The 23,490-nt window shown below is 66.5% G+C and carries 21 protein-coding genes; 16 read left to right on the top strand and 5 right to left on the bottom strand.

Annotated features, from left to right (window positions below; translation table 11 throughout):
• Positions 1 to 21: 21 nt before the first annotated feature.
• Both AC5P9W_RS08380 and AC5P9W_RS08375 read left to right on the top strand, forming a co-directional pair.
• A complete protein-coding gene (locus AC5P9W_RS08380) occupies positions 22 to 528 on the top strand; it encodes a hypothetical protein (RefSeq protein WP_111104361.1) in 507 nt (168 codons plus the stop codon).
• Between the two features lie 54 nt (positions 529 to 582).
• Positions 583 to 1,758 carry a GAD-like domain-containing protein gene (locus AC5P9W_RS08375; protein WP_111098327.1) on the top strand — a complete coding sequence of 392 codons (1,176 nt, stop codon included), beginning with the start codon at positions 583 to 585 and terminating at the stop codon, positions 1,756 to 1,758.
• Between the two features lie 78 nt (positions 1,759 to 1,836).
• Here the strand turns inward: AC5P9W_RS08375 and AC5P9W_RS08370 are convergent, their stop codons facing one another.
• On the bottom strand, positions 1,837 to 4,596 hold the full coding sequence (locus AC5P9W_RS08370) for a bifunctional diguanylate cyclase/phosphodiesterase (RefSeq protein ID WP_111104354.1): 2,760 nt from the start codon (positions 4,594 to 4,596) through the stop codon (positions 1,837 to 1,839).
• A 130-nt stretch (positions 4,597 to 4,726) separates the two neighbouring features.
• On the opposite strand from AC5P9W_RS08370, the gene AC5P9W_RS08365 reads away from it, so the two are divergent.
• Positions 4,727 to 6,829: a sensor histidine kinase gene (locus AC5P9W_RS08365; RefSeq protein WP_021201762.1), complete on the top strand. Its 2,103-nt coding sequence runs from the start codon at positions 4,727 to 4,729 to the stop codon at positions 6,827 to 6,829.
• Positions 6,830 to 6,833: 4 nt separating this feature from the next.
• Entirely contained in the window at positions 6,834 to 8,606 is a 1,773-nt protein-coding gene (locus AC5P9W_RS08360; protein ID WP_019659626.1) for an EAL domain-containing protein, read from the top strand.
• 230 nt (positions 8,607 to 8,836) lie between these two features.
• Here the strand turns inward: AC5P9W_RS08360 and AC5P9W_RS08355 are convergent, their stop codons facing one another.
• The 4 genes from AC5P9W_RS08355 to flgA form a co-directional block, all read right to left on the bottom strand.
• Positions 8,837 to 10,057, bottom strand: coding sequence for an ATP-binding protein (locus tag AC5P9W_RS08355; RefSeq protein WP_019659625.1), 1,221 nt, complete (start codon positions 10,055 to 10,057; stop codon positions 8,837 to 8,839).
• Positions 10,058 to 10,146: 89 nt separating this feature from the next.
• Positions 10,147 to 10,485 (bottom strand): flagellar protein FlgN, encoded by a 339-nt coding sequence (locus AC5P9W_RS08350; RefSeq protein ID WP_495219045.1) that lies wholly within the window; start codon positions 10,483 to 10,485, stop codon positions 10,147 to 10,149.
• Complete coding sequence (gene flgM / locus AC5P9W_RS08345) at positions 10,482 to 10,787, bottom strand: flagellar biosynthesis anti-sigma factor FlgM (protein WP_019659624.1); 306 nt, start codon at positions 10,785 to 10,787, stop codon at positions 10,482 to 10,484. The genes AC5P9W_RS08350 and flgM overlap by 4 nt, the downstream gene beginning before the upstream one ends.
• A 75-nt stretch (positions 10,788 to 10,862) precedes the next feature.
• A complete protein-coding gene (gene flgA / locus AC5P9W_RS08340; protein WP_188249945.1) occupies positions 10,863 to 11,519 on the bottom strand; it encodes a flagellar basal body P-ring formation chaperone FlgA in 657 nt (218 codons plus the stop codon).
• Positions 11,520 to 11,779: 260 nt separating this feature from the next.
• Between flgA and AC5P9W_RS08335 the strand changes: the two genes are divergently transcribed.
• From AC5P9W_RS08335 to flgL, 12 genes are all read left to right on the top strand, one after another.
• The gene (locus AC5P9W_RS08335) at positions 11,780 to 12,724 is read left to right on the top strand and encodes a chemotaxis protein (protein ID WP_019659622.1); all 945 of its coding nucleotides are present in this window, start codon (positions 11,780 to 11,782) and stop codon (positions 12,722 to 12,724) included.
• Positions 12,725 to 12,880: 156 nt separating this feature from the next.
• Entirely contained in the window at positions 12,881 to 13,276 is a 396-nt protein-coding gene (flgB, locus tag AC5P9W_RS08330; RefSeq protein WP_005409576.1) for a flagellar basal body rod protein FlgB, read from the top strand.
• 3 nt (positions 13,277 to 13,279) lie between these two features.
• Positions 13,280 to 13,687: a flagellar basal body rod protein FlgC gene (flgC, locus tag AC5P9W_RS08325; protein ID WP_005409575.1), complete on the top strand. Its 408-nt coding sequence runs from the start codon at positions 13,280 to 13,282 to the stop codon at positions 13,685 to 13,687.
• Positions 13,688 to 13,710: 23 nt separating this feature from the next.
• Complete coding sequence (locus AC5P9W_RS08320) at positions 13,711 to 14,394, top strand: flagellar hook assembly protein FlgD (protein ID WP_019659621.1); 684 nt, start codon at positions 13,711 to 13,713, stop codon at positions 14,392 to 14,394.
• 32 nt (positions 14,395 to 14,426) lie between these two features.
• The gene (flgE, locus tag AC5P9W_RS08315; protein WP_019659620.1) at positions 14,427 to 15,650 is read left to right on the top strand and encodes a flagellar hook protein FlgE; all 1,224 of its coding nucleotides are present in this window, start codon (positions 14,427 to 14,429) and stop codon (positions 15,648 to 15,650) included.
• Positions 15,651 to 15,682: 32 nt separating this feature from the next.
• Positions 15,683 to 16,432 (top strand): flagellar basal body rod protein FlgF, encoded by a 750-nt coding sequence (locus tag AC5P9W_RS08310; protein ID WP_019659619.1) that lies wholly within the window; start codon positions 15,683 to 15,685, stop codon positions 16,430 to 16,432.
• 102 nt (positions 16,433 to 16,534) lie between these two features.
• The gene (gene flgG / locus AC5P9W_RS08305; protein WP_101765416.1) at positions 16,535 to 17,320 is read left to right on the top strand and encodes a flagellar basal-body rod protein FlgG; all 786 of its coding nucleotides are present in this window, start codon (positions 16,535 to 16,537) and stop codon (positions 17,318 to 17,320) included.
• 22 nt (positions 17,321 to 17,342) lie between these two features.
• Positions 17,343 to 18,035 carry a flagellar basal body L-ring protein FlgH gene (gene flgH / locus AC5P9W_RS08300; protein WP_019659618.1) on the top strand — a complete coding sequence of 231 codons (693 nt, stop codon included), beginning with the start codon at positions 17,343 to 17,345 and terminating at the stop codon, positions 18,033 to 18,035.
• A 2-nt stretch (positions 18,036 to 18,037) separates the two neighbouring features.
• Positions 18,038 to 19,174: a flagellar basal body P-ring protein FlgI gene (locus AC5P9W_RS08295; protein WP_019659617.1), complete on the top strand. Its 1,137-nt coding sequence runs from the start codon at positions 18,038 to 18,040 to the stop codon at positions 19,172 to 19,174.
• Between the two features lies 1 nt (position 19,175).
• Positions 19,176 to 20,375 (top strand): flagellar assembly peptidoglycan hydrolase FlgJ, encoded by a 1,200-nt coding sequence (flgJ, locus tag AC5P9W_RS08290; protein ID WP_111104199.1) that lies wholly within the window; start codon positions 19,176 to 19,178, stop codon positions 20,373 to 20,375.
• Between the two features lie 8 nt (positions 20,376 to 20,383).
• Complete coding sequence (gene flgK, locus AC5P9W_RS08285; RefSeq protein WP_021201758.1) at positions 20,384 to 22,264, top strand: flagellar hook-associated protein FlgK; 1,881 nt, start codon at positions 20,384 to 20,386, stop codon at positions 22,262 to 22,264.
• Positions 22,261 to 23,463: a flagellar hook-associated protein FlgL gene (flgL, locus tag AC5P9W_RS08280; RefSeq protein ID WP_111104201.1), complete on the top strand. Its 1,203-nt coding sequence runs from the start codon at positions 22,261 to 22,263 to the stop codon at positions 23,461 to 23,463. Before flgK ends, flgL begins: the two co-directional genes overlap by 4 nt.
• The last annotated feature ends 27 nt before the right edge of the window (positions 23,464 to 23,490 follow it).

Here is a 23,490-nt window from a genome sequence, read left to right as displayed (position 1 = left end):
GGTACCCTTCATGGAAGACCGATGGCCATCGCTCTGATCGCACTTCTGCTGATCGAGACCGTCCTTATGATGGCCTGGGTGGCCGGCTATTTCAGCTGGGGCATCACCCTGTTCAACGAACGCATTGCGGCGTCACCGGCCATGCAGGCCCGCCTCTCGCTGGGCAGCCTGGAACGTGACCTGCCGCAGGACAAGTGGCTGCAACTGGCCTTCCATGCGCTGCCTGACGGCAGCATGGCGTTCCGTGAGAGCTTTGCGCCGAGCTTCGGCCTGCGCTACTTCCCGGTGATGCGCGGTCGCATCGTACTCAACGCGCGACGGCACGAGGTGCGGGTGACGGGCCTGTGCAGCTGGTTCGTGGCGATCCTGTCGCTGCTGCTGTTGCCGCTGGTGGCGATGCGCCCGATGGTGGCGCCGATGCTGCTGGTACTGCCGCTGTTCCTGGCCAGCTATCTGGTCCAGAAGCGGCGCTATGCGGCCGTCGTCGAGGCCCTGCGCATGCAGTTGAAGGCGGAATTTTCGAGGTAGATCCACGCCATGCGTGGATGATGCCCCGCGACTCACGATTTTCGGATTGTTTGCATGGATCGTGAGCGCTCGGCCCTTCATCGTAAAGGGCCGATTCCGGTTCAGATCAGCCCGATGACCAGCGCCGCCCTCTGCCTTTCACTCGCTTTGCAGCTCCCGGTTGCTTCAGAACCGCTTGCCGTAGATCCCGACTCCCTGCTCGCCCTTCACCAAGCGCTCCAGTCCTTCGGCGAATTTCAACAGCCCTACTCCGCACCTGTAGATGTGACCGATCCTGATGCAGGTGTGACCGATGCAACTGTCGAGATCTCCGCCGGGTGTGTGAAGGATGGTCCACAGGTCATCATCCTGGACGCTGATGTTGACGACTCATCCGAGCGCTATCTTGTACTGAACGAGCCATGGCAAAGCCTTCCGGCGGGAACGTTGTTGCTTGTCTCTGGAAGCACAGCGACCGTCATTTCAACCCAGGAGGCAAACAAGGAAACCGCACAGGCGGAGTCAATGTTGAATTTCCTGGACTACCTGCCCATCAACCTGGGTTCGAACTCCCTGGCCGGGCCGAACCCTGACGTGACGGCGGCAGAGATCGATTCCGACGGTTTCATGCAGAATTTCGCTATGAGCAGCGAAGGTGAACCTGCTTCCGAAGCGGCCTTTGCAGCGTGGGAAGGCAAGCTGCCAGGATTGCTGCTGGCGCTGTGGCAACGCGACGGGTTCGCACGCTATCGGGACGACAAGCTCGCCTTGGTCGATCCGCACCTGTATGCGGAGGTTGCTACTGCGTTCCTGCAAGGCAATCCCATGGAGGGTGCCGATACTCTCCATGTCTACGCGGTAACAGCTTTCGGCCAGATTCTGCTGTGTGGGGAGAACACCTCCACGCAGATCAGCATCGATCCACACAGTGGACACGTCACGACAGAATCGGATGTGCCAGACCCCGCCGATGCGGCGGAACGCAACTGGAAACTGGCGTTCCTGCTGGAGGCCCTGGATGGGCCCTATCTTGACGTCACCGACGACGATGAGCGGCCCCTGCATGCGCATGCACTTGACCGACTTGGGCCATTGGCTCCGAATGAGATGTACAGCTTTTCGCCCGCGGTTTCCGAAGGTGGCTGGAATGCGGCGCATCTGGTGAAGACAGATCGTCTCGCTGAGCTGGAAGCCCTTGCTGCGACAGTGGCCAAGGCGCGACCAACCAAACTGGATACCCGCGGTAAGTAGTTGCACGCCGAGCGTGGGTGATCGCGAGGTACATGCATTCGTGCCGACCAACGGTCGGCACCTACCAAAGTATGGCTGTCAGCGCACCAGCACCACTTCCCCGCTGGCATCGGTGCGCAGCGAAACCGGCTGCGGCTGGCGCAGCCACTGTGCCAGGTCGCGCGGGCTGAGCGGGCGCGAGTACAGGTAGCCCTGGATCTCGTCGCAGCCCTGCCGGCGCAGCATGTCTTCTTCCTGGTGCGTTTCCACGCCCTCCGCCACCACCTTCATGCCCAGCGCATGGCCCAGGTGCACGATGGCCTGGGTCACTTCGGCCGTACCGGAGTCGTGCAGCATGCCCTGCACGAAACTGCGGTCGATCTTCAGGCGCCCCACCGGGAAGCGGTTGAGATAATTGAGGTTGGAGAAGCCGGTGCCGAAGTCGTCCACCGCCAGCGGCACGCCGTGCCGTTCGAGCACGTCGAAGCAATGGCGCAGGATGTCGGTGTCACGGATCAACGCCGACTCGGTCAGCTCCAGTTCCAGCCGTTGCGGCGGCCAGCCATGGGCATGGCAGATCTCGATCACGCGTTCGGCGAAGCCACGATCACGCAGCTGCACCGCCGACACATTGACCGCGATGCGATCAAACTGCAGTCCGGCGCGGTCCCAGGCGGTGGCCTGGCGGCAGGCCTCGTTCAGCACCCAGTCGCCGATGCGCACGATCTCGCCGCACTTTTCGGCAATGGGAATGAACTCGGCCGGGCTGCAGTAGCCAATCCCGGGCCGGTGCCAGCGCAACAGTGCCTCGATCGCCGGTGGCTCACCGTGGTGAGCGTGCAGCAACGGCTGGTAGGCCAGGCTGAACTCGTCGCGCTCGATGGCCCCATGCAGGGCATGCTCGACGTCCAGCCGGCGCTGGATGCGGGCCAATGCGTCCTGGCTGTAGTACTGGTAGGTATTGCGCCCGGCTTCCTTGGCCGCGTACATCGCGGCGTCGGCAGCACGCAGCAGGGAATCAAAGTCGGTCTGCGCATCGCCCAGCATCGCGATGCCGACGCTGGCGCCGACCTTCAACGTGGTCTCGCCACGGCGCAGCGGCTCGGCCAGCGAGGCGATCAGCTTGCGCGCCACGTGGCCGGCGTCTTCCGGCTCGGCCAGGTCGCGCAGCACCACAATGAACTCGTCGCCACTGAAGCGGCCGAACAGGTCATTGTTGCGCAGGTTCTGGTGCAGGCGGGTGGCCGCCGCCTTCAGCAGCGCATCGCCGGTGGCATGGCCGAAGCTGTCGTTGATGGTCTTGAAGCCATCCAGATCGATGAACAGCATCGCCAGCGAGGTTCCGCGGTCGCGTGCTTCCTCGATGGCCTCGGCGGTCTGCTCGCCGAGCAGCACACGATTGGGCAGGCCGGTCAGCAGATCGTAGTGGGCCAGCAGTTCAATGCGCTCGTTGGCCTCGCGTTCGCGGGTGATGTCACGGAACAGCACCACGAAGCGCGGCGGCAGGCCATCACGGCGGTCCAGTTCAATCAGCACCTGCACCCACACGCGCAGGCCGGACTGGCGGTAGAAGCACAGGTCCAGCTGCTCGGGCAGGCCGCCGTTGGCGATACGGGCGAGTGCCGCCTCGAACGCGTTGCGCGAGTCCTCCGTGTACAGCGCCAACGCCTGGTCGAGGGTGATCGGTTCCTTGCGCAGGCCATGGATGCGGTAGCACTCCTCGGTCCACTGCATGCTGCGAGTCTGCACTTCGATCTCGCAGCCGCCGATGCGGCCCAGCGCGGAAACCCGGTTCAGCAGTTCGGTGCGCCAGCGGATCAGCGCATCGGTCTGGTGCTGCTCGGTGATGTTCTGCACCTGGCCGAGCAGGCGCTTGGGCTGGCCGTCCATGTCCAGCAGCGGCTGCATCCACAGGCGAAGATGCTGCGAAGGCTCATGGCCGCGGGTCAGTTCCAGCTCCAGGTTGGCAGCGCGGCCATCGCGCCACAAGCGCCGCCAGGCCGCACGCAACGCACCCCGCGAGCGGGGGTGAAGCTGCTTCAACCAGCGCCGCTGGCCGGGCACGGCGCCCTGCTCCAGCGCCAGCAGCGAGCGCAGTTCCGGCGACCACCAGAAATGGCCGCTGTTGGGATCAAACGACCAGCTGCCCATGCTGGCGATGCGCTGGGCCTCGCTCAGGTGCAGCTGCTGTTCCTGCAGCAGCGATTCGAGCTGCTTCTGCTGCTCGATATCGGTATGCGTGCCGACCATGCGCAGGGGCTGGCCATCGGCGGTGCGCGCGACCACGCGGCCCCGGTCCAGCACCCAGCGCCACTGGCCATCAGCCTGGCGGAAACGGAACTGTGCGCTGTACTGCTCGCTGTGCCCATGCAGGTGCTCGTCGAGCGCTGCGCGCACCAGGGCGATGTCCTCGCTGTGCACCCGAGCCAGCAGCTCGGTGGCGGTCTCGTCGCCCAGCGCCGGCGTCCGCATCACGCGGTCACTGGGGATGTCCCAGTCCCACAGGCTGTGGCCGGCACTGTCCAGCGCCAGCTCCCAGCGCCCTCCCCCGTCCACCGGCACCGGCTCGGGGATGCTCAGGGTGAAGGCCAGCAGGTTGCCGGCGCCGTCGTGCACCGCACGCAGGTGGCCGTCGTAGTGGCCGCGCGGGCCGCCCGGCAGCGTGCAGGCCACGATGCCGCCATCGGCGGCCATCAGGCGCAGATCTTCCAGCATCGGCGCATAGGCCGCCACGGTGGCTGGCAGGCCATGCTCGCGCGCGGCCGGATTGGCCGCCAGCGGACGCCCGGTACGGTCGACGATGACCAGCGCCGACGCAAGCGGGTGCTGCAGCAGGCTGGCGATGATCCCTTGGTCCACGCGATCTTGCTCCGGATGACACGCCCGTCAGCGGGGCACGCAGTGGTTAACGGCGCCTGCGGCGGATAATTGAGTGGTCACGGCGCGCTGCGGGGTAAGATGACCAGCGCCCCTGTCACCCGCCTCGTCCATGCCTGCAGAACCGACCGGCAACGCCCCTGTTCCCGACCCGCGGATGGCTCAGGCGCTGAGCCGTGACCGGCGCCGGGTGGTGTTGAGCTACCTGGTGATGGCGCTGGCCTGGATGATCTCTACCGACAGCGTGGTGCAGGCGCTGGTGCCCGATCCGCAGCAGGCGGCACTGTGGCAGGGCCTGAAGGGCTCGTTCTTCGCCCTGGCCAGCGCAGGCCTGCTGTATCTGCTGCTGCGCCCGCTGGCCGAGCACGTGCTGCACACCCACGCGCGCCAACAGGCCTCCGAGCTGCGCCTGCGGCAGATGTTCGAGGGCAATCCCGGCCCGATCCTGGTCTACGACCTGGACACGCTGGCGATCCTCGACGCGAATCCGGCTGCCTGCACCGCGTTCGGCTGGGAGCGCGGTGACCTTCTGGAGAAGACCATCGACGTGCTGTGGCCGCCCGGCCAGGACCAGGCACTGCAGACCAAGCTGGAGGCGATCCGCGAGGCGCCGCAGGAGCTCTGCATCCTGCGTGCCCAGCTGCAACTGCGTGATGGCTCGCTACGGCAGATGGAGCTGCGGTCCAACGCCATCAGCTATGACGGCCACAACGCCCGCTTGCTGATTGCCATCGACCGCACCGCCGAAGACCTGGCCCAGCTGCGCCGCGACCAGGCGCTGGCCCGGGTCGAGGAAGCCCACGAGCTGGCCCGTATCGGCGCCTGGGAGCTGGACCCGTCCACCGGGCTGGGTCGCTACTCCAACCAGGTCTACCGGCTGCTTGGCCGCCGCCCGCCCGAGGCCCGCCGCTGGCACCGCTTCGACGAACTGCTGGTGCCGGCCGATCCGGCCACTGCCACCCAGACCGAACAGCTGCTGGCCGAACTATGCTCCGGCGAGCCGGTGCAGGTGGACGTGCTGCTGCCCGTCCTGTCGATGGACGGGCGCGCGTTGATGGTGCACCTGCGCGCCGCCAGCGGTATCGATGAAGCTGGCCGCAGCCGCGTGCTGGGCACCCTGCAGGACGTGACCGAGCGCGAGCAGTCGCGTCGCCTGCTGCGCGAGCGCGAGGAACAGTTCCGCGAGCTGGTGCGGGTGCTGCCCGATGGTGTGGTGATCCTCGCCGACGAACACGTGTTGTACGCCAACGCCTGGGCCGCCAGCCTGTTCGGCTATGGCAGCCACACCTTGCTGGGCGAACCGCTTTCGGCACTGGTGGACAGCGCCGATCTGGCCCGCGTGCGCAGCCAGCTGCGTGCGGGCCAGCTGCACCTGGGGCCGGGCCACAGCAGCGTGGTGGCGATGCAGCGCGCAGATGGCCGCAGCTTCCATGCCGGCCTGGCAGTGGGCGAGGTGCGCTATGGCGGCCGCGACTGCAAGCTGCTGATCGTGCGCGATCTCAGTGATTCCGAACGCATCCGCAGCGCACTGGAAACCAGCAACCGCGAACTGCAGGCCATGGCCGGCCGCCTGTTCTCGCTGCAGGAGGATGAGCGCCGCGCGATCTCGCGCGACCTGCACGACGATATCGGCCAGGCGATCACGGCGATCAAGCTGTCTGCCTATGCCGCGCAGGACGAGGACGATCCGCAACGCCGCGGTGAGGACCTGGCACAGATCGTCAGCCTGGCCGATACCACGGTGGCCAAGCTGCGCGACATCTCTACCCTGCTGCGGCCGCCGCAGCTGGACGCACTGGGCCTGGAAGCGGCGCTGAGCTGGCAGGCACGGGTACTGTTCCGTTCCTCGCCGGTGGAGCTGCTGGCCGAGATCGAGCCGCTGCCGCACCGTCCCGACAACAGCATCGAGCAGGCCTGCTTCCGTATTGCCCAGGAAAGCCTGACCAACGTGCTGCGCCACGCCCGTGCCAGCCAGGTACAGCTGCAGCTGCGCGACGTCGGCCAGCGCGGCCTGCACCTGCAGATCCGCGACGACGGCGAGGGTTTCGACCCCGACGGCCCGCGCGGACTGGGCCTGATCGTGATGCGCGAGCGTGCGCAGAGCGTCGGTGGCCATGTACGGATCGAATCCGCGCACGGTGAAGGCACCCTGATCGACGTTCATCTCCCCTACCAGGCAGCCAGCATGGCCGCCGCCGAGTCACCGGACTACTGAGCCTATGTGGAATCCCAACCAGCCCCCGGTCAGCATCGATGATGCGCCTGATCGCCTCGGTGCCGGCAACCCCGAGTTGCAGGTGATGGTCGCCGAGGCGGCCTCGGGCGGTACCGCACTCATGCTGATGCATGTGGACATCGACCACTTCGCCTCTGTCAACGAAAACATGAGCGCCGAGGTAGGTGACCAGGCCCTGGTGCTGGTTGCGCAGCGGTTGCAGTCCTACCTGCGAGGGCGCGGCAAACTGTGGCGCCACGGCAGCGACGAGTTCCTGATCGCGGTGCCACGCACAGCCGAGGTGCCACTGCCGGAGGATTTCGCCGAGGAAATCCGGCAGCAGATGGAACTGCCGCTGTCGGTCCTGCCGTACACGCTGTTCATGACCGGCAAGCTGGGCGTGAGCCTGTGCCCGGAGCATGCCAGCAACGTTTCACGCCTGCTGGACCACGCCGAAGATGCGCTGTACCAGGCCGCCCGCGAGGGCGGCAACGCGGTGCGCATCCACGCCGTGGACACGCCGCCGAGCGCGCACAGCGAGAGCATCATCGCGCGGCAGATCGTCGATGCCATTCCCAACGGCGAACTGAAACTGCGCTACCAGCCGTTGGTCAGCGCCCGCGATGGCCACGTGGTCGGCATGGAAGCGCTGCTGCGCTGGCAGTCACCGACGCTGGGCATGCTGGTGCCGGAGCGCTTCATGCGCACCGCCGAGCGGCTGGGCATCATCGTGCAGATCGGCACCTGGGTGCTGGAAGGTGCACTCAAGCAGGCCCGCCTGTGGCGCGACCAAGGCTTCGACGATTTCACCATCGCGGTGAACGTCTCCACCCTGCAGCTGCTGCGGCCGAACTTCTTCGCCGAAGTGATGGGCCTGATCCAGGCCGCGGGCATACCGGCACAGATGCTGACGCTGGAGATCAACGAAAGCGCGCTGACCAACAACGTCAACTTCGTGCATGAGACGCTGGCCAACCTGCGCAACGAGGGCATCAGCCTGAGCCTGGACAACTTCGGCACCGGTGACTCCAGTCTCAGTGCGCTGGTGCGCTACCCGGTGGACAAGCTGAAGATCGACCGCAGCTTCATCAAGAGCGCGCCGGCCGGCAACCGCGAGGCGGCCATCGCCCGCGCGATCATCGCCATGGGCCATCAGCTGGGCATGACGGTGATCGCCAACGGCGTTGAATCGCAGGCGCAGCTTGGCTTCCTGCGTCGCAACGACTGTGATGTGTTCCAGGGCTACCTGTTCGGCGAACCGATGTCGGCCGATGCCGCAGGCATGACCCTGCGCCGCCGCTACCTGCGCCCGGAAGCTTTCGCCGAGACCCGTCCCGACCGCACGCTGCTCTTGCTGGACGACGAAGAGAACGTGTTGCGATCGCTGGTGCGGCTGTTCCGTCGCGACGGCTACCGCATCCTGGCGGCCGGCAACGTGCGTGATGCGTTCGACCTGCTGGCGATCAACGACGTGCAGGTGATCCTGTCCGACCAGCGCATGAGCGACATGAGCGGCACCGAGTTCCTCGGCCGGGTGAAGATGCTGTATCCGGACACGATCCGGTTGGTGCTGTCCGGCTATACCGATCTGAACACGGTGACCGATGCGATCAACCGCGGCGCGATCTACCGCTTCCTGACCAAGCCATGGAACGACGACGAGCTGCGCAAGCATATCCACCAGGCGTTCCGCACGTACGAGGAACAGCGCCGCAGCAACGCCGGGCCGGCGCCGGTGGAGAGCGGAGACGGCGGCGAGGACCGCCCGCTGCGGTAACAATCCAGCCTGGTAGAGCCGGCCGCTGGCCGGCTGCTACGTGACGGGGTTAATGAGGTTGCCGGCCAGCGGCCGGCATTACCCGAGGCGCGACCCAGGCCGGCACAGGCCCTGGTAGAGCCAGCGCGAACGCAGGCCGGGACAGGCCCTGGTAGAGCCGGCCGCTGGCCGGCTGCTACGTGACGGGGTTAATGAGGTTGCCGGCCAGCGGCCGGCATTACCCGAAGCGGTCAGCGCGGCTGCTTCACCGGCAGCACCACGCGGAAGCGCGAGCCCACGCCCGGGGTGCTGTCCAGGTCGATCCGGCCATGGTGCTTGTTGATGATGCTGTAGGAGATCGACAGGCCCAGGCCCGTGCCACTGCCCACCGGCTTGGTGGTGAAGAACGGATCGAAGATGCGTTGGCGCAGTTCCGGCGAGATGCCACCGCCGGTGTCCTCGAACTCGACCCACACCTGGTCGCCATCGACGCCGGTGCGCACGGTGATCGTGCCGCGCTCGGCGATGGCATGGCCCGCGTTGAGCAGCAGGTTCATGTAGACCTGGTTCAACTCCGATGGCAGGCATTCCACCAGCGGCAGTTGGCCGAACTCGCGTACCAGGGTGACCTTGTACTTGAGCTCGTTCCAGATGATGTTGATGGTCGATTCCAGGCCCGCGTGCAGGTCGACCAGCTTCCACGACTCGTCACGCCCGGAATACGAGAAGTCTTTCAGATCACGCACGATGCGCGTCACCCGTTCGATGCCTTCGCGCGATTCGGCCATCAGCTGCGGCAGGTCGCGGCTGATGAAATCGATGTCCAGGCGGTCACGGATGTCATCGATCTCCGGGATCAGCGCCTTCGGGTCCGGCGCACGCAATGCGCGTTCGTAGGCTTCGATCACGGTGAACAGGCTGCGCAGGTACTCCTGCAGGCTGCCCAGGTTTGAGTGCACGTAGCCGATCGGATTATTGATCTCGTGCGCGACGCCGGCAGCAAGCTGGCCGATCGAGGCCATCTTCTCAGATTGCAGCAGTTTCTCCTGGGTACCGTTGAGCCGCAGGTAGGCCTGGCGCAGCTCGGCGTGGCGCTGCTGCAGTTCTCGCTCGTAGTCTTCCTGTCCTTCGATATGGCGGAACAAGGCCAGGAAGTGCCCCTGCCCCACCGGGCCGTGGTGATACAGGTGGGCGATGACCACGCCCTCGCCCAGCGGCAGGCTGCCGTTCCAGTGACCATGCTGGCGCGCGTGTTCCAGCGCATCGGGGGGCAGCAGCTCGCGAAGCCGCTGCGGGGGCGGCAATGCACCATCCTCACCGCTTGCCAACAGGTTCTGCGCGGCTGGATTGGCCAGCGCAACCTGCCCGTCTTCGGTGAACAGCAGCAGCCCTTCGCGCAGGCGCTCAAGCAGGGCCTGCAGTACCGGCTGTGGCGGAAGGGGGGCGGTAACCAGGGCGTTGGCAGCGGACACGGCGACTCGGGGGCATTCGAACAGACGCCCAATATACGCGCTCGTGCAGCGGGCTTCAGCCCGCGTGATGGGGTTGTTCGAGCGCCGCCTCAGGCGACGGCGAGTGGGCGGCGCGCTGTGACGGTGTGCGCCTGCCCCTTGGCATCGTAGGCCGAGGCATCTTCGGTGCGCCCGAGCTGGCGCAGGGCCCAGTTGACCTCGCGGCGCCGGCGCGACAGCAGCACGCCGTTGGCGCGGTTGCGTTCGGCCAGTTCCTGCAGCTGCTCGCCTTCCCCGACCGGCGGCGCGCCTTCCAGCGCACGCAGCGCTTCCAGCTTGGCGCCGGTGGCCTGGATCAGGGCGTGCACGTCGTGCTCGACCAGGGCCTGGCGTTCAACGTCCAGGGCCTGGGCAAGACGCTGCAGCGGCTCGCTCATCGCCGCAGTCATCCGTGCAGCTGCTGGTCCAGCTCGAGCATGCGCGATGCGATCGCGTCCGGATTGATCTTGTAGGTGCCGTTCTGCAGCGCCTCGCGCACGGCGGCCACGCGCTGGGCGTCGATTGCCGGGGCGGTGGTCAGCTCACGCTCGATTGCCTGCAGATTGGTGGCCTCGCCGGTCAGGCGCAGGCTGTCGGCCGCCTCGACCGGGCGTGCCGCCGCATCGGTGCTTACACCGGGCTTGTTGGCCGGGGTCGTCACGCTGCGCAGGGCCTGGGGGACCTGCAGGTTGCCGTCGATTTTCTGGCTCATGGGGTGTCCTGGAGTTGCCGTTCACATGGGATAACGGCCGCAGGGCCGTGATCTTTAGGGATATTCTGCGGTAATTCAACGCGCCACGATTACGTCACCGGCGGCGTCGACCGTGCCCTGCACGATCCGCCGCGAGGACAGGTTCTCGACCGAGACCCGCTCGTTCTCACCCGCGTCACCCATCGCACGGCCTGCAATACGGACCTCGACCGAGCCGCGACGCGAGACCAGCGCCACATTGTCTCCTCGCTTGATGAGACGCTGCACCAGCAGATCGTTGCTCGACAGCAGGGCCCCGGCCTGCAACGGACGGCGGGCGATGCGGCCGATCGCTGCGTTGGGATCGGCCAGCACCACACCGGCAATCCGGGCAGCGTCACGCTGGGCAGTGGTGATATCGGCGGCAGTGAGGGTTTCTCCAGTGCCGATTCCGCGGTTGAGCACCAGTACGGTCTGGTTGCGCCGCACCTTTACCGGCACGAACAGGCGCCAGCCGCCCGCATCCGGACAGCTGACTTCCACCGTGGTGTTGGCGGTGGGCTGCACCTGTAACGCCCCCCCGCACTTCGGCAGGCGCAGCGCATCGGCCACCTGGGCCTCGCCCTCGCTGCCCGCCGGCAGCGTCGACAAGGCCGCCGCGCGGATGCTTGCCACCGGCTGCCAGTCGGCGGCAGCCGCCCACGGCGAGGCCACGGCCAGCACGATGGCGAATAGAGGTGTGACCCGGCGCATGGCGCCTCCTGTCGATGGAATCTGGCCCTGGTGCGTGCAAGGGGTGTGCCAGAGCGCCGGGACCCGTTGATCGGATCCGGGATGGGGATGCGACCGGATGGGTAGAGTCGACTGTCAGTCGACTTTCGCGCGAAGCGCGGGGTTTCCCGTGATCGGATCGAAGAGCGGTCGACTGACAGTCGACTCTACAAACGTGGTGCGGACCGCGCAGGCGGCAGAGCGCCCTCAAGTTTGGCGCCCACCCCGCCGATACAGCAGCCATGTCCCATGACCTGCTCAACCGGATCGACCAGCGAACCCGACTGGCCGGCCACAACCGCCTGGCGCTGCTGCTGTTCCGTCTCGGCGGACGTCAGCTTTTTGGCGTCAATGTCTTCAAGGTGCAGGAAGTCCTGCGGCGCCCGGAGCTGTTCCAGGTGCCCGGGTTGCCCAGCCAGTTTGCCGGCGTGGCCGACGTACGCGGCCGCTCGGTGCCGGTGCTCGACCTGGGCCTGGCCATCGGCCACCCCGAGCGTGAGCCTGACGCGGACACCTCGCCTGGCTACCTGGTCGTCACCGAGTTCAACCGTTCGATCCAGGGCTTCCTGGTCAGCGGCGTGGAGCGCATCGTCAACATCGCGGTGGAAGACATCCACCCGCCGCCGGAACTGGGTGCCGAATCGAGCTACCTGACGGCGGTGACCCGCTTCCAGGGTGAGCTGATCCAGGTGATCGACGTTGAAAGCGTGCTGGCCGATATCGCCCAGGTACGCGGTGATGCCGTACTCGATCCAGCAATGGCAATGCCTGCCGATGGCCCGCAGCTGCAGGTGCTGGTGGTGGACGATTCGCGCGTGGCCCGCCAGCAGATCCGCAGCGTGCTGGACCAGCTGGGCGTTGGCGCCACCCTGCTTTCCGATGGCAAGCAGGCGCTGGACCATCTGCTGCAGATCCACGCCTCGGGCGAGAACCCGGCCGAGCGCTATGCCATGGTCATCTCGGACATCGAAATGCCGGCCATGGACGGCTATACGCTGACGACGGAAATCCGGCGCCACCCTGGCCTTGCCGGCCTGTACGTGCTGCTGCATACCTCGCTGTCGGGCGTATTCAACAATGCGATGGTCGAGCGCGTCGGCGCCAATGCCTTCGTCGCCAAGTACTCGCCGCACGAGCTGGCCGATTTCGTGCTGGACCGCCTGCGCAAGGTCGCGATGGCGGCGTAAGGCCGCGTCACGGGTCTCCGCCGGGCATGGCCCGGCGCTACCACAACCTCCCCGACCCCTGGGGTAGCGCCGGGCCATGCCCGGCGGACGCGATGTCGCGCGTGCTTTGGCATACCCCTTGCAGCTTCCCGGGCAACGTTCCCGTGGGAGTGCACCGTGCGCAACCTGATTACCGACTACCTGGGCGTCCACGCCCAGGCCATGCCGTTGCGCGAACAGCGGATGAAGCTGATCGCCAGCAACCTCGGCAATGCCGATACGCCCGGCTACAAGGCCCAGGACCTGGACTTCGACGCCGCCCTGCGCCATGCCCAGGGGCAGGATGCCAATGGCCTGATGGCCACCACCCATGAGCAGCACTACGAAATCAGTAGCGGCCTGAACCCGTTCCAGATCGCGCGCGAAGGCGTGCAACCCAGCCTGGACGGCAACACCGTCGATCCCGATGCCGAGCGTGCCGCCTATGGCCGCGCCGCTCTTGAGTACCGCGCCTCGCTCAGCTTCGTCGAGAGCAAGGTGCGTTCCATGTTGACCGCGATCACGGGGCAATAAGCCATGAGCAACCTGCCGATCTTCGATATCGCCGGTTCCGCGCTGCAGGCGCAGTCGGTGCGCATGAGCACCATCGCCTCCAACCTCTCCAACGCCGATACCGTCGCCGGTTCCGCCGACGCCGTGTACAAGCCGCTGGAGCCGATCTTCCAGGCCGTCACCAGCAAGAACGATCCGAACATCACCTCGGTGAAGGTGAAGGAGATCACCCAGAGCGATGCGGCGCCGATCAAGCGCTATGAGCCGGGCCACCCGCTGGCCGATGGCGATGGCTACATCTACCAGCCCGACGTCGACCCGGTGGCGCAGATGGTCAACCTGATCTCGACCTCGCGCAACTACCAGGCCGGCGTGGAGATGCTGACCACCGCCAAGGAACTGGCCCTGGCCACCCTGACCATGGGCCGCTGAGGCCCGCAGTACCGGATACCGCCATGACCACCGCCGTCAACAACCAGACCAACCAGGACGTCTATACCGCACTTGGTCTGAACGCCCCGAACAGCAACGCCACCAAGAAGAAGAACACGCTGGACCAGGCCGATTTCCTGCGCCTGATGACCGAGCAGCTGCAGCACCAGGACCCGCTGAAGCCGATGGACAACACCCAGATGGTCGCGCAGATGGCGCAGATGTCCACCGTGCAGGGCATCACCGATCTGAACAAGACGGTGAAGGGCTTCCAGGAGTCGATGGCCAGCGACCAGGTGCTGCGTGGCGCGGCACTGGTCGGCCACCAGGTGCTGGTGCCGTCGGAAAAGCTGGTACTGGAGAAGGAGGGCAGCGTCGAAGGCACGGTGGCCGCGCCGTCGGCCGGCATCATCACCGTGGACATCACCGATGCCAACGGCGCCAAGGTCACCTCGCTGAGCGTGGAAGCCACTGCCGCCGGCGAAACCGCCTTCCAGTGGGACGGCAAGGACGCCAACGGCAAACGCATGGAGCCGGGCAAGTACTCCATCGTCGCCAACCATGTCGATACCGCCGGCAAGAGCACCAAGCTGTCCACCTACGTGCAGGCGCCGGTGGAAAGCGTGACCGTCGGTTCCGACGGCCTGTACCTGAACCTCAAGGGCCTGGGCACGGCCCCGATCGACTACGTGCTCCGCGTCAGCTGAGCCGCACATCCCGCATCAACCAGGAGCATCCCATGGGCTTCAATGTCTCGCTGTCCGGCATCAATGCCGCCAACACCGACCTGAGCGTCACCGCCAACAACGTCGCCAACGTCAACACCACCGGCTTCAAGCAGTCGCGCGCCGAGTTCGCCGATCTGTTCGCCTCCACCAGCTATGGCCTGTCGAAGAACCAGACCGGCTCGGGTGTGCGCGTTTCCAACGTCGCCCAGCAGTTCATCCAGGGCCACAACGAGCAGACCGGGCGCAGCCTGGACATGGCCATTTCCGGTGAGGGCTTCTTCACCATGAACATGAACGGTTCGCGGGTGTATTCGCGTGCCGGCAACTTCCAGACCGATTCGGCCGGCTACGTGGTCAATCCGCAGGGTGCGCGCCTGCAGGTGTTCGCACCGAATGCCGATGGCACCAACTTCGACGCCGGCCGCCTGGTCGACCTGCAGCTGCTGACCACCGACAGCCCGCCGAAGCAGACCAGCGAAGTGAAGGTCGGCTTCACCCTGCCGGCCAACGCCAAGCAGCCGACGGTGGCCACCTTCGACCCGGCCGATTCCAACAGCTACAACCATTCCAGCGGCGGCATCACCGTGTACGACTCGCTGGGCGTGAGCCACATCCAGGTCTCGTACTTCGTCAAGGGAGCCAACCCCAACGAATGGACCGTGCACAACTATGTCGATGGCCAGCCCGCTGGCACCCCGACCGCGGTCACCTTCGACAACAGCGGCAAGCTGACCGCCCCGGCCAACGGCAAGGTCGGCCTCGGCACGTTCACCCCCACCACCGGCGCCGGCCAGCTGAACATGACGCTGGATATCAACGGCTCGACCCAGTACGGCGAGAAGTTCGCGCTGCGCAACACCCAGCAGGACGGTTATGCCGCCGGCAAGCTCAATGAAATCACCGTGTCCGAATCCGGCGTGGTCTACGCCCGCTATTCCAACGGCGACGACAAGCCGCTGGGCCAGGTCGCACTGACCACCTTCAACAACACCCAGGGCCTGGAATCGAAGGGCAACAACCTGTGGGTCGAGACCTTCGAGTCGGGCACGCCGCGCACCGGCATGCCCGATACCTCCAACCTCGGCAAGATCCAGGCAGGTTCGCTGGAAGCGTCCACCGTCGACCTCACCGAGCAGCTGGTCAACATGATCACCGCGCAGCGCAACTTCCAGGCCAACGCACAGATGATCACCACCCAGGACCAGATCACCCAGACGGTCATCAACATCCGTTGATGACCCGCTGACCCTGTCACGGAACTCCCCGCATGGATAAAGCCCTTTACGTGGCGATGACCGGTGCCCGCGCCTCCCTGCAGGCGCAGGGAACGCTCAGCCACAATCTCGCCAACTCGGACACCCCCGGCTTCAAGGAAGCGCTGGCCAACACCGAAGCCTTCCCGATCCGCGGCCCCGGCTTTGCCTCGCGGGTGGATGCGCTGCACGTCGACGCTGGCTTCAACCGCACGCCCGGCGCGCAGCACATCACCGGCAAACCGCTGGACCTGGCGCTGCAGAGCGGCACCTGGCTGGCGGTGCAGGCCAGCGATGGCAGCGAGGCGTATACGCGCGGCGCGGCCTTGTCGGTCACCCCCAATGGCCAGCTGGTGACCTCCGGCGGCCGCACGGTACTGGATGACAACAACAACCCGATCGCCATTCCGCCCTACCAGGCGATGGAGATCGGTGCCGACGGCACGATCTCGATCATCCCGCAGGGTGAAGGCCCGCAGACCATGGCGCAGATCGGCCGGATCAAGGTGGTGCAGGCACCGGACGAGCGCCTCGAGCGCGGCCTGGATGGCCTGTTCCGCAATACCGACCCGCAACAGCCGTTCGCACCGGCACAGGGCACCGCAGTGCACAGCGGCCAGCTGGAAGGCAGCAACGTCGATGCGGCCGGGGCACTGGTGCAGATGATCCAGCTGCAGCGCCAGTACGAAATGCAGGTGCAGGTGATCAAACACGGCGACGAAAACGCGCGCAGCGCCAACAGCATGCTGCGCCTGGGCAGTTGACGGAATTCCGGCGCCGGCGGATGCCGGCGCTGGCACACCGCTTGCACACCCGCATACAAGGGCCGCACCACGCGGCCGGTTTCACCAGACAGGACATCGAAGATGAACCAGGCATTGTGGATCGCGAAAACCGGACTGGATGCGCAGCAGATGCGCATGTCGGTGGTTTCCAACAACCTCGCCAACACCAACACCACCGGCTTCAAGCAGGACCGTGCCAGTTTTGAAGACCTGCTGTACCAGCAGGTGCGCCAGCCCGGCGGCTCTTCGTCGGCGCAGACGCAGCTGCCGACCGGCCTGCAGCTGGGCACCGGCGTGCGCGTGGTAGCAACCGCCAAGAACTTCGAACAGGGTAGCCAGCAGCAGACCGGTCGCGCCCTGGATGTGATGGTCAACGGCCGCGGCTTCTTCGAAGTGCAGATGCCCGACGGCAGCTCGGCCTACACCCGTGATGGCTCGTTCAAGATCAACCAGGACAGCGAGCTGGTCACCAACAGCGGCTACCCGGTGCAGCCGGGCATCCAGATTCCCGAGGGCGCGCAGTCGGTCACCATCGGCAGCGACGGCACCATCAGCGTGAAGATGGCCGACAACGCCGCGTCGGTGGAAGTCGGTGCGCTGACCCTGACCGACTTCGTCAATCCGGCCGGCCTGCAGGCGCGCGGCGAGAACCTGTTCCTGGAAACCACGGCCTCGGGCCCGGCCCAGAACGGTAATCCCGGCCTGAACGGCCTCGGCACCGTGGTGCAGGGGGCGCTGGAAGGCAGCAACGTCAATGTGGTGGAAGAGCTGGTGTCGATGATCGAAACCCAGCGCGCCTACGAAATGAATGCCAAGGCGATCTCCACCACCGACTCGATGCTCGGCTATCTCAACAACAAGATCTGACCGGCCCAACCGGGAAACCGCCATGTCGCCCATTTCCAACTTCGCCCGCACTGCCCTCGCCTGCACCGTGGCCGCCCTGCTCGGTGGCTGCGTGATCGCGGGCGACGTGCGCCCCTACCCGGCGATGGCGCCGATCCAGCCGATCATGCCGCCGCAGGCCGCGCCCACCGCCGGGGCGATCTATGCCGCCGGCCCGACCCTGCAGCTGTATTCAGACCGCCGCGCACGCGATGTCGGCGACCTGCTGACCATCACCCTGCTGGAAAGCACCACCGCGCAGACCAGTGCAAACACCGCCACCAACAAGGAGTCCAACCTGAGCCTGGGCAGCCCGAGCATCTTTGGCGCGCCGGTCACCCTGGGCGGCAAGGACATCCTCAGCGCCAGTGCGGAAGGCAAGCGTGATTTCACCGGCAAGGGCAACAGCGCGCAGAGCAACCGCCTGCAGGGCAGCGTTACGGTCACCGTGATCCAGCGCCTGCCCAACGGCAACCTGGTGGTGCAGGGGCAGAAGAACCTGCGGCTCAACCAGGGCGATGAACTGGTGCAGGTGCAGGGCATCGTGCGCCCTGGCGACATCAGCCAGGACAACACCATTCCCTCCAGCCGCGTAGCCGAGGCCCGCATCGTCTACGGCGGCCGCGGACCGGTCGCGCAGTCCAACGCGATGGGCTGGCTGAGCCGCTTCTTCAATTCCGGCCTGACGCCGTTCTGAGTATGGCCATGAAACTCCTCCCCTCTTCTTCCTGGCAGCGCCGCGTGGCGTCGTTCGTCGCGCTGATGCTGATGGTCGTGGCAGCCCCGGCCAGCGCCGAGCGCATCAAGGACCTGGCACAGGTCGGCGGCGTGCGTGGCAACGCACTGGTTGGCTACGGCCTGGTGGTCGGCCTGGATGGCAGCGGCGACCGCACCAGCCAGGCGCCCTTTACCGTGCAGAGCCTGAAGAACCTGCTCGGCGAACTGGGCGTGAACGTGCCGCCGAACGTCAACCCGCAGCTGAAGAACGTGGCCGCCGTTGCGATCCATGCCGAGCTGCCGCCGTTCGCCAAGCCCGGCCAGCCGATCGACATCACGGTGTCCTCGATCGGCAACGCGGTGTCGCTGCGCGGCGGCTCGCTGCTGATGGCCCCGCTGCGCGGGGCCGACGGGCAGATCTACGCCATCGCCCAGGGCAACCTGATCGTGGGTGGCTTCGGTGCGCAGGGCAAGGATGGTTCCCGTGTCTCGGTGAACGTGCCCAGCGTCGGCCGTATTCCCAACGGCGCCACCGTGGAGCGTGCCCTGCCCGATCCGCTGGCCAACGGCGGCGACATCACCTTGAACCTGCACAACAACGATTTCACCACGGTCTCGCGCATGGTCGCCGCGCTCAACAACGCCTTCGGCGAAGGTGCGGCACGCGCGATCGATGGCGTGACCGTCGCGGTCACCGCGCCGACCGACCCCGGCGCACGCGTCGGCCTGCTGGCGCGCATCGAGAACCTGGAACTGACCCCGGGCAGCGCCCCGGCCAAGGTGGTGGTCAATTCGCGCACCGGCACCGTGGTCATCGGCCAGCAGGTGCGCGTGGGACCCGCGGCGATCTCGCACGGTTCGCTGACCGTGACCATCCAGGAAAACACCAACGTCAGCCAGCCCAATGCCCTGTCCGGCGGCCGCACCGTGGCCAGCCCGCAGTCCACCATCACCGCCACCAACGACGGCAGCCGCATGTTCAAGTTCAGCGGCGGCACCACCCTGGACGAGATCGTGCATGCGGTGAACGCCGTAGGTGCGGCACCGGGCGACCTGATCGCGATCCTGGAAGCCCTGAAGCAGGCCGGCGCATTGAGTGCCGAGCTCGAGGTGATCTGACATGCGCATCAATCCCGCATTCGACCTGCACCCGGCGCAACAGAACGATCCGGCAAGGATCGACAAGGTGGCGCGCCAGCTGGAAGGCCAGTTCGCGCAGATGCTGGTAAAGAGCATGCGTGACGCCAGCTTCGGTGACTCGCTGTTTCCCGGCGAGAACAAGATGTTCCGCGAGATGTACGACCAGAAGATTGCCGAGGCGATGACCCGCGGCAAAGGCCTGGGCCTGTCCAGCATGATCAGCCGGCAGCTGTCCGGCCAGGCCGCCGATGGCCCGGCGCTGGATACCCGCGTGGATCCGGCCAAGGCCAGCCGTGCTTACCAGCTCAATGCACCGGCCAGGCCGGCACCGTCGCTGCCACTGGAAGACGGCAGCCAGGCGGTGCGCCTGCTGCAGCAGATGGCCGCCGGTGCGCAGCACGGTGCGCAGGCGGCAGTGGCGCCGATGGAGCAGGCCCTGGACCTGATCGCCGGGCGCGAGAGCAGCAGCATGCACCGCTCGCTGGGCACCGACGATCCGTACATCGGCAGCCTGCAGGGCGAGGACTGGGCCGCCAACAGCGACCAGTGGTCGGCCACCGCCAGCAACCGCGGCACCGCGATCAGCCCGGCCGATGCGATGGCGACCCGCACCGCTGTCGCCCAGCTCGGCGAGCACACCCCGGAAGGCTTCGTCGCCAGCATCTGGCAGCACGCGCAGCGTGCGGCCAAGGAACTGGGCGTGGATGCCCGCGCCCTGGTCGCCCAGGCCGCGCTGGAAACCGGCTGGGGCAAGCGCCACATCAAGCACGCCGACGGCAGCACTTCGCACAACCTGTTCGGCATCAAGGCCAATGGCTGGAGCGGCCAGCGCGCCGTAGCCGGCACCCATGAATATGTCGATGGCGTGCGCCGCAACGAGACCGCCAGCTTCCGCGCCTACAGTTCGCCGGCCGAGAGCTTTGCCGACTACGTGCGCCTGCTGAAGACCAGCCCGCGCTACCAGCAGGCCCTGCAGGCCGGCACCGACGTGCAGGGCTTCGCCCGTGGCCTGCAGCGCGCCGGCTATGCCACCGATCCGCGCTACGCGGCCAAGATCGCCGCGATCGCCGGCGGCCCGACCATCGAGCGCGCCGTCGCCGCCGTGGCAGACGCCGGCTCGCGCCTTGGCCAGACCTTCGCCAGCACCGCGACCGCGGCGCTGGGTATCACCCGTCGTTGAGGAATCCCATGTCCAGCGTACTTTCCACCGGTACCGGTGCCCTGCTCGCCTTCCAGCGTGCGTTGGCGACCACCAGCCACAACGTGGCCAACCTCAATACGCCCGGCTACAGCCGGCAGAAGGTCAACTTCGCCACCGCCGATCCGCAGAACTATGGCTACGGCACGGTCGGCAACGGTACCCGCATCACCGACATCCGCCGCACCGCCGACCAGCTGGCCATCTCGCGCCTGCTCGACAGCAGCGGTGAACTGGCGCGCCTGAAACAGCTTTCGGGAATGGCCGACCGGGTCAACGCGCTGTTCTCTGATGCGGCCACGAATGTCTCTGGTGTGTGGTCGAACTTCTTCGACTCGGTCAGTGGCCTGTCCTCCAATGCCTCCGGCACGGCCGATCGCCAGAACATGCTCGATGGCGGCAAGGCCCTGGCCAACCGCTTTGTGCAGCTCAACACCCACCTGAACAACCTCAACAGCGAGGTCAACAACGGCCTGCTGGCCGGTGCCACCGAGGTCAACCGCCTGGCGCAGGAGATCGCGCAGATCAACGGTGCGATCGGCACCAACATCGCCACCGCCGCGCCCGACCTGCTCGATCGGCGCGACCAGCTGATCACCCAGCTGATCGGCTACACCGGCGGCACCGCGGTGATCCAGGACGGCGGCATCATGAATGTCTACACCGCCGGCGGCAACGCGCTGGTGGTGGGCACCACCGCGACCAAGGTCACCACCGTGGCCGACCCGTACCAGCCCGAGCGCCTGCAGCTGGCCCTGGAAACGCAGGGCAACACCATCCGCCTCGACCCGAAGGCAGTAGGCGGCCAGATCGGCGGCCTGATGGAGTTCCGCGACACCGTGCTGACCCCGGCCCAGGCCGAACTGGGCAAGTTGGCTGTCGGCCTGGCCGAGACCTTCAACCAGGCCCATCACCAGGGCGTGGACATGTATGGCCAGCTCGGGGGCGACTTCTTCAACATCGGCAACCCGCGCGTCACCGCCAACAACGCCAACACCGGCACCGCCAGCCTCAGCGCCACCTATGGCGACCTGGGCAAGCTGGACGCGCAGAACGTGGTGCTGCAGTTCGATGGCAGCAACTGGAAGGCCAGCCGGGCCGACACCGGCGCCAGCGTTCCGCTGGCCGGCACCGGCACCGCCGCCGATCCGCTGGTGATCAACGGCGTCACGCTGGTCGTGGGCGGCACCCCCGCTGCCAACGACCGATTCCTGCTGCAGCCCACCGCAGGCGTCGCCGGCAGCATGGAGATCGCCATCACCGATCCGTCCCGGATTGCAGCCGCTGCCGCGGTAAAGGGCGCCGCCGCGACGGCCAACACGGGCACCGGCAAGCTGAGTGGCGTGACCGTGACCGATTCGAGCAACGCCAACCTGCGCAATCCGGCCGCGATCGTGTTCACCTCGGCCACCACCTACACCATCGATGGTGGCCCGCCGCAGACCTACACGCCCGGCCAGACCATCAGCGCCAATGGCTGGAGCTTCGTGCTGGACGGTGCGCCGAAGGTCGGCGACACCTTCAACATCACCCCGACGCCGGCCGGCTCCTCCGACAACAGCAACGCCTCCAGGCTGGCCAAGGTCGAGAGCGCCAAGGCCTTCAATGCCGGCACGGTGACGCTGAACGGCGCGCTGGGTGGCCTCACCACCCAGGTGGGTGCTGCGGCCCGTTCGGCCGAGTACTCGCTGGAAGCGCAACTGGTGATCAACGACAAGGCGCAGGAAGCGCGCGATGAAGTGTCCGGCGTCAACCTGGACGAGGAAGCGGCCGACATGCTGCGCCTGCAGCAGGCCTACCAGGCCGCCTCGCAGCTGATCTCCACCGCCGACAGCATGTTCCAGACCATCCTGGGAGCCGTCCGCCGATGAGCAGCCGCATCTCCACCAGCATGATGTACAACCAGTCGGTGTCGCTGATGATGGCCAAGCAGGCCAAGCTCAGCCACCTGGAGCAGCAGATCGCCACCGGCAGCAAGATCGTCTCCGCAAAGGACGATCCGGTCGGGGCCGGCGCAGCGGTCGGACTGGACCGCAGCCTGGCCGCACTGGAACGGATGAAGCTCAACGCCGGCAACGTGCAGAACCGGCTGGGCGTGCAGGAAAACACCCTGGCCCAGGTCAATGATCTGATGGGGCGCGTCAACGACCTGACCATCCAGGCCAGCAACCCCGCCCTGAGCGCGTCCGACAAGAAGACGCTGATCACCGAACTGAACCAGATCCGCGACGGCCTGCTGTCGCTGGCCAACGCCGAGGACGGCACGGGTCGCTATGTATTCGGCGGCACCAACGACGGCGATCCGCCGTTTGCCAGGATCAATGGCAAGGTGGTCTACCGCGGTGACCAGACCCAGCGCCAGATCGAGGTCGGCCCCGATACCTACGTGCGCGATGCCCTGCCCGGCAGCGAGATCTTCATGCGCATCCCCACCGGCGATGGCTTCGTCGATGGCGGTGCCGCAGCGGGCAACACCGGTAACGGCGTGCTGACCAACATCACCCGCGATGGCAGCGACAGCTGGAACGGGCAGTCCGTCAGCATCCGCTTCACCGCTGCCGACCAGTACGAGGTGCTGGATGGCGCCGGCAACGTGACCGGCACGGGCACCTTCAAGGCAGGTGACAACGTGGAAGTGAACGGCGTGCGGCTGCAGATTACCGGCGCGCCGGCAGCGGGCGACAGCTTCAACGTGAAGCCGGCGAGCAGCCGCGACATCTTTGACACCATGGACAAGCTGATCGCCGCACTGGATGCCGACACCGGCACCACCGCGAAGATGAGCGCCCAGCAGAACGAACTGCAGAGTGCATTGCGTGACGTGGCGCGCGCGTCGGAGCGGATGATCGATTCGCGTGCGGCCGGTGGCGCGCAGCTGAAGGCACTGGACAACGCCGCCGACATGCGCGAAGCCAACAGCGTGACGCTGAAGACCACGCTGTCGCAGATGCGCGACCTGGACTACGCCGATGCGCTGAGCCAGTACCAGTTGCAGAGCACCGCGCTGCAGGCGGCACAGACGATCTTCTCGCAGATGCAGTCGATGTCGCTGTTCAACAAGATCGGCTGACAGCACCCCCGCCTCAGCCCCGAAAGG

The organism is Stenotrophomonas sp. YJH_SMC_33, from assembly GCF_059372295.1.
Note: the sequence above shows the minus strand (reverse complement) of the source record. Positions and strands in the feature narration are given on the sequence as shown.

Coding starts and splice junctions, on each gene's coding strand:
- AC5P9W_RS08365 (WP_021201762.1), top strand. CDS start 4,727: ATGCCTGCAGAACCGACCGGCAACGCCCCTGTTCCCGACCCGCGGATG.
- AC5P9W_RS08320 (WP_019659621.1), top strand. CDS start 13,711: ATGACCACCGCCGTCAACAACCAGACCAACCAGGACGTCTATACCGCA.
- AC5P9W_RS08335 (WP_019659622.1), top strand. CDS start 11,780: ATGTCCCATGACCTGCTCAACCGGATCGACCAGCGAACCCGACTGGCC.
- AC5P9W_RS08295 (WP_019659617.1), top strand. CDS start 18,038: ATGGCCATGAAACTCCTCCCCTCTTCTTCCTGGCAGCGCCGCGTGGCG.
- flgC (WP_005409575.1), top strand. CDS start 13,280: ATGAGCAACCTGCCGATCTTCGATATCGCCGGTTCCGCGCTGCAGGCG.
- flgH (WP_019659618.1), top strand. CDS start 17,343: ATGTCGCCCATTTCCAACTTCGCCCGCACTGCCCTCGCCTGCACCGTG.
- AC5P9W_RS08375 (WP_111098327.1), top strand. CDS start 583: ATGGATCGTGAGCGCTCGGCCCTTCATCGTAAAGGGCCGATTCCGGTT.
- flgK (WP_021201758.1), top strand. CDS start 20,384: ATGTCCAGCGTACTTTCCACCGGTACCGGTGCCCTGCTCGCCTTCCAG.
- AC5P9W_RS08380 (WP_111104361.1), top strand. CDS start 22: ATGGCCATCGCTCTGATCGCACTTCTGCTGATCGAGACCGTCCTTATG.
- flgJ (WP_111104199.1), top strand. CDS start 19,176: ATGCGCATCAATCCCGCATTCGACCTGCACCCGGCGCAACAGAACGAT.
- AC5P9W_RS08350 (WP_495219045.1), bottom strand. CDS start 10,485: ATGACTGCGGCGATGAGCGAGCCGCTGCAGCGTCTTGCCCAGGCCCTG.
- flgA (WP_188249945.1), bottom strand. CDS start 11,519: ATGCGCCGGGTCACACCTCTATTCGCCATCGTGCTGGCCGTGGCCTCG.
- flgE (WP_019659620.1), top strand. CDS start 14,427: ATGGGCTTCAATGTCTCGCTGTCCGGCATCAATGCCGCCAACACCGAC.
- flgM (WP_019659624.1), bottom strand. CDS start 10,787: ATGAGCCAGAAAATCGACGGCAACCTGCAGGTCCCCCAGGCCCTGCGC.
- AC5P9W_RS08310 (WP_019659619.1), top strand. CDS start 15,683: ATGGATAAAGCCCTTTACGTGGCGATGACCGGTGCCCGCGCCTCCCTG.
- AC5P9W_RS08360 (WP_019659626.1), top strand. CDS start 6,834: ATGTGGAATCCCAACCAGCCCCCGGTCAGCATCGATGATGCGCCTGAT.
- flgL (WP_111104201.1), top strand. CDS start 22,261: ATGAGCAGCCGCATCTCCACCAGCATGATGTACAACCAGTCGGTGTCG.
- flgG (WP_101765416.1), top strand. CDS start 16,535: ATGAACCAGGCATTGTGGATCGCGAAAACCGGACTGGATGCGCAGCAG.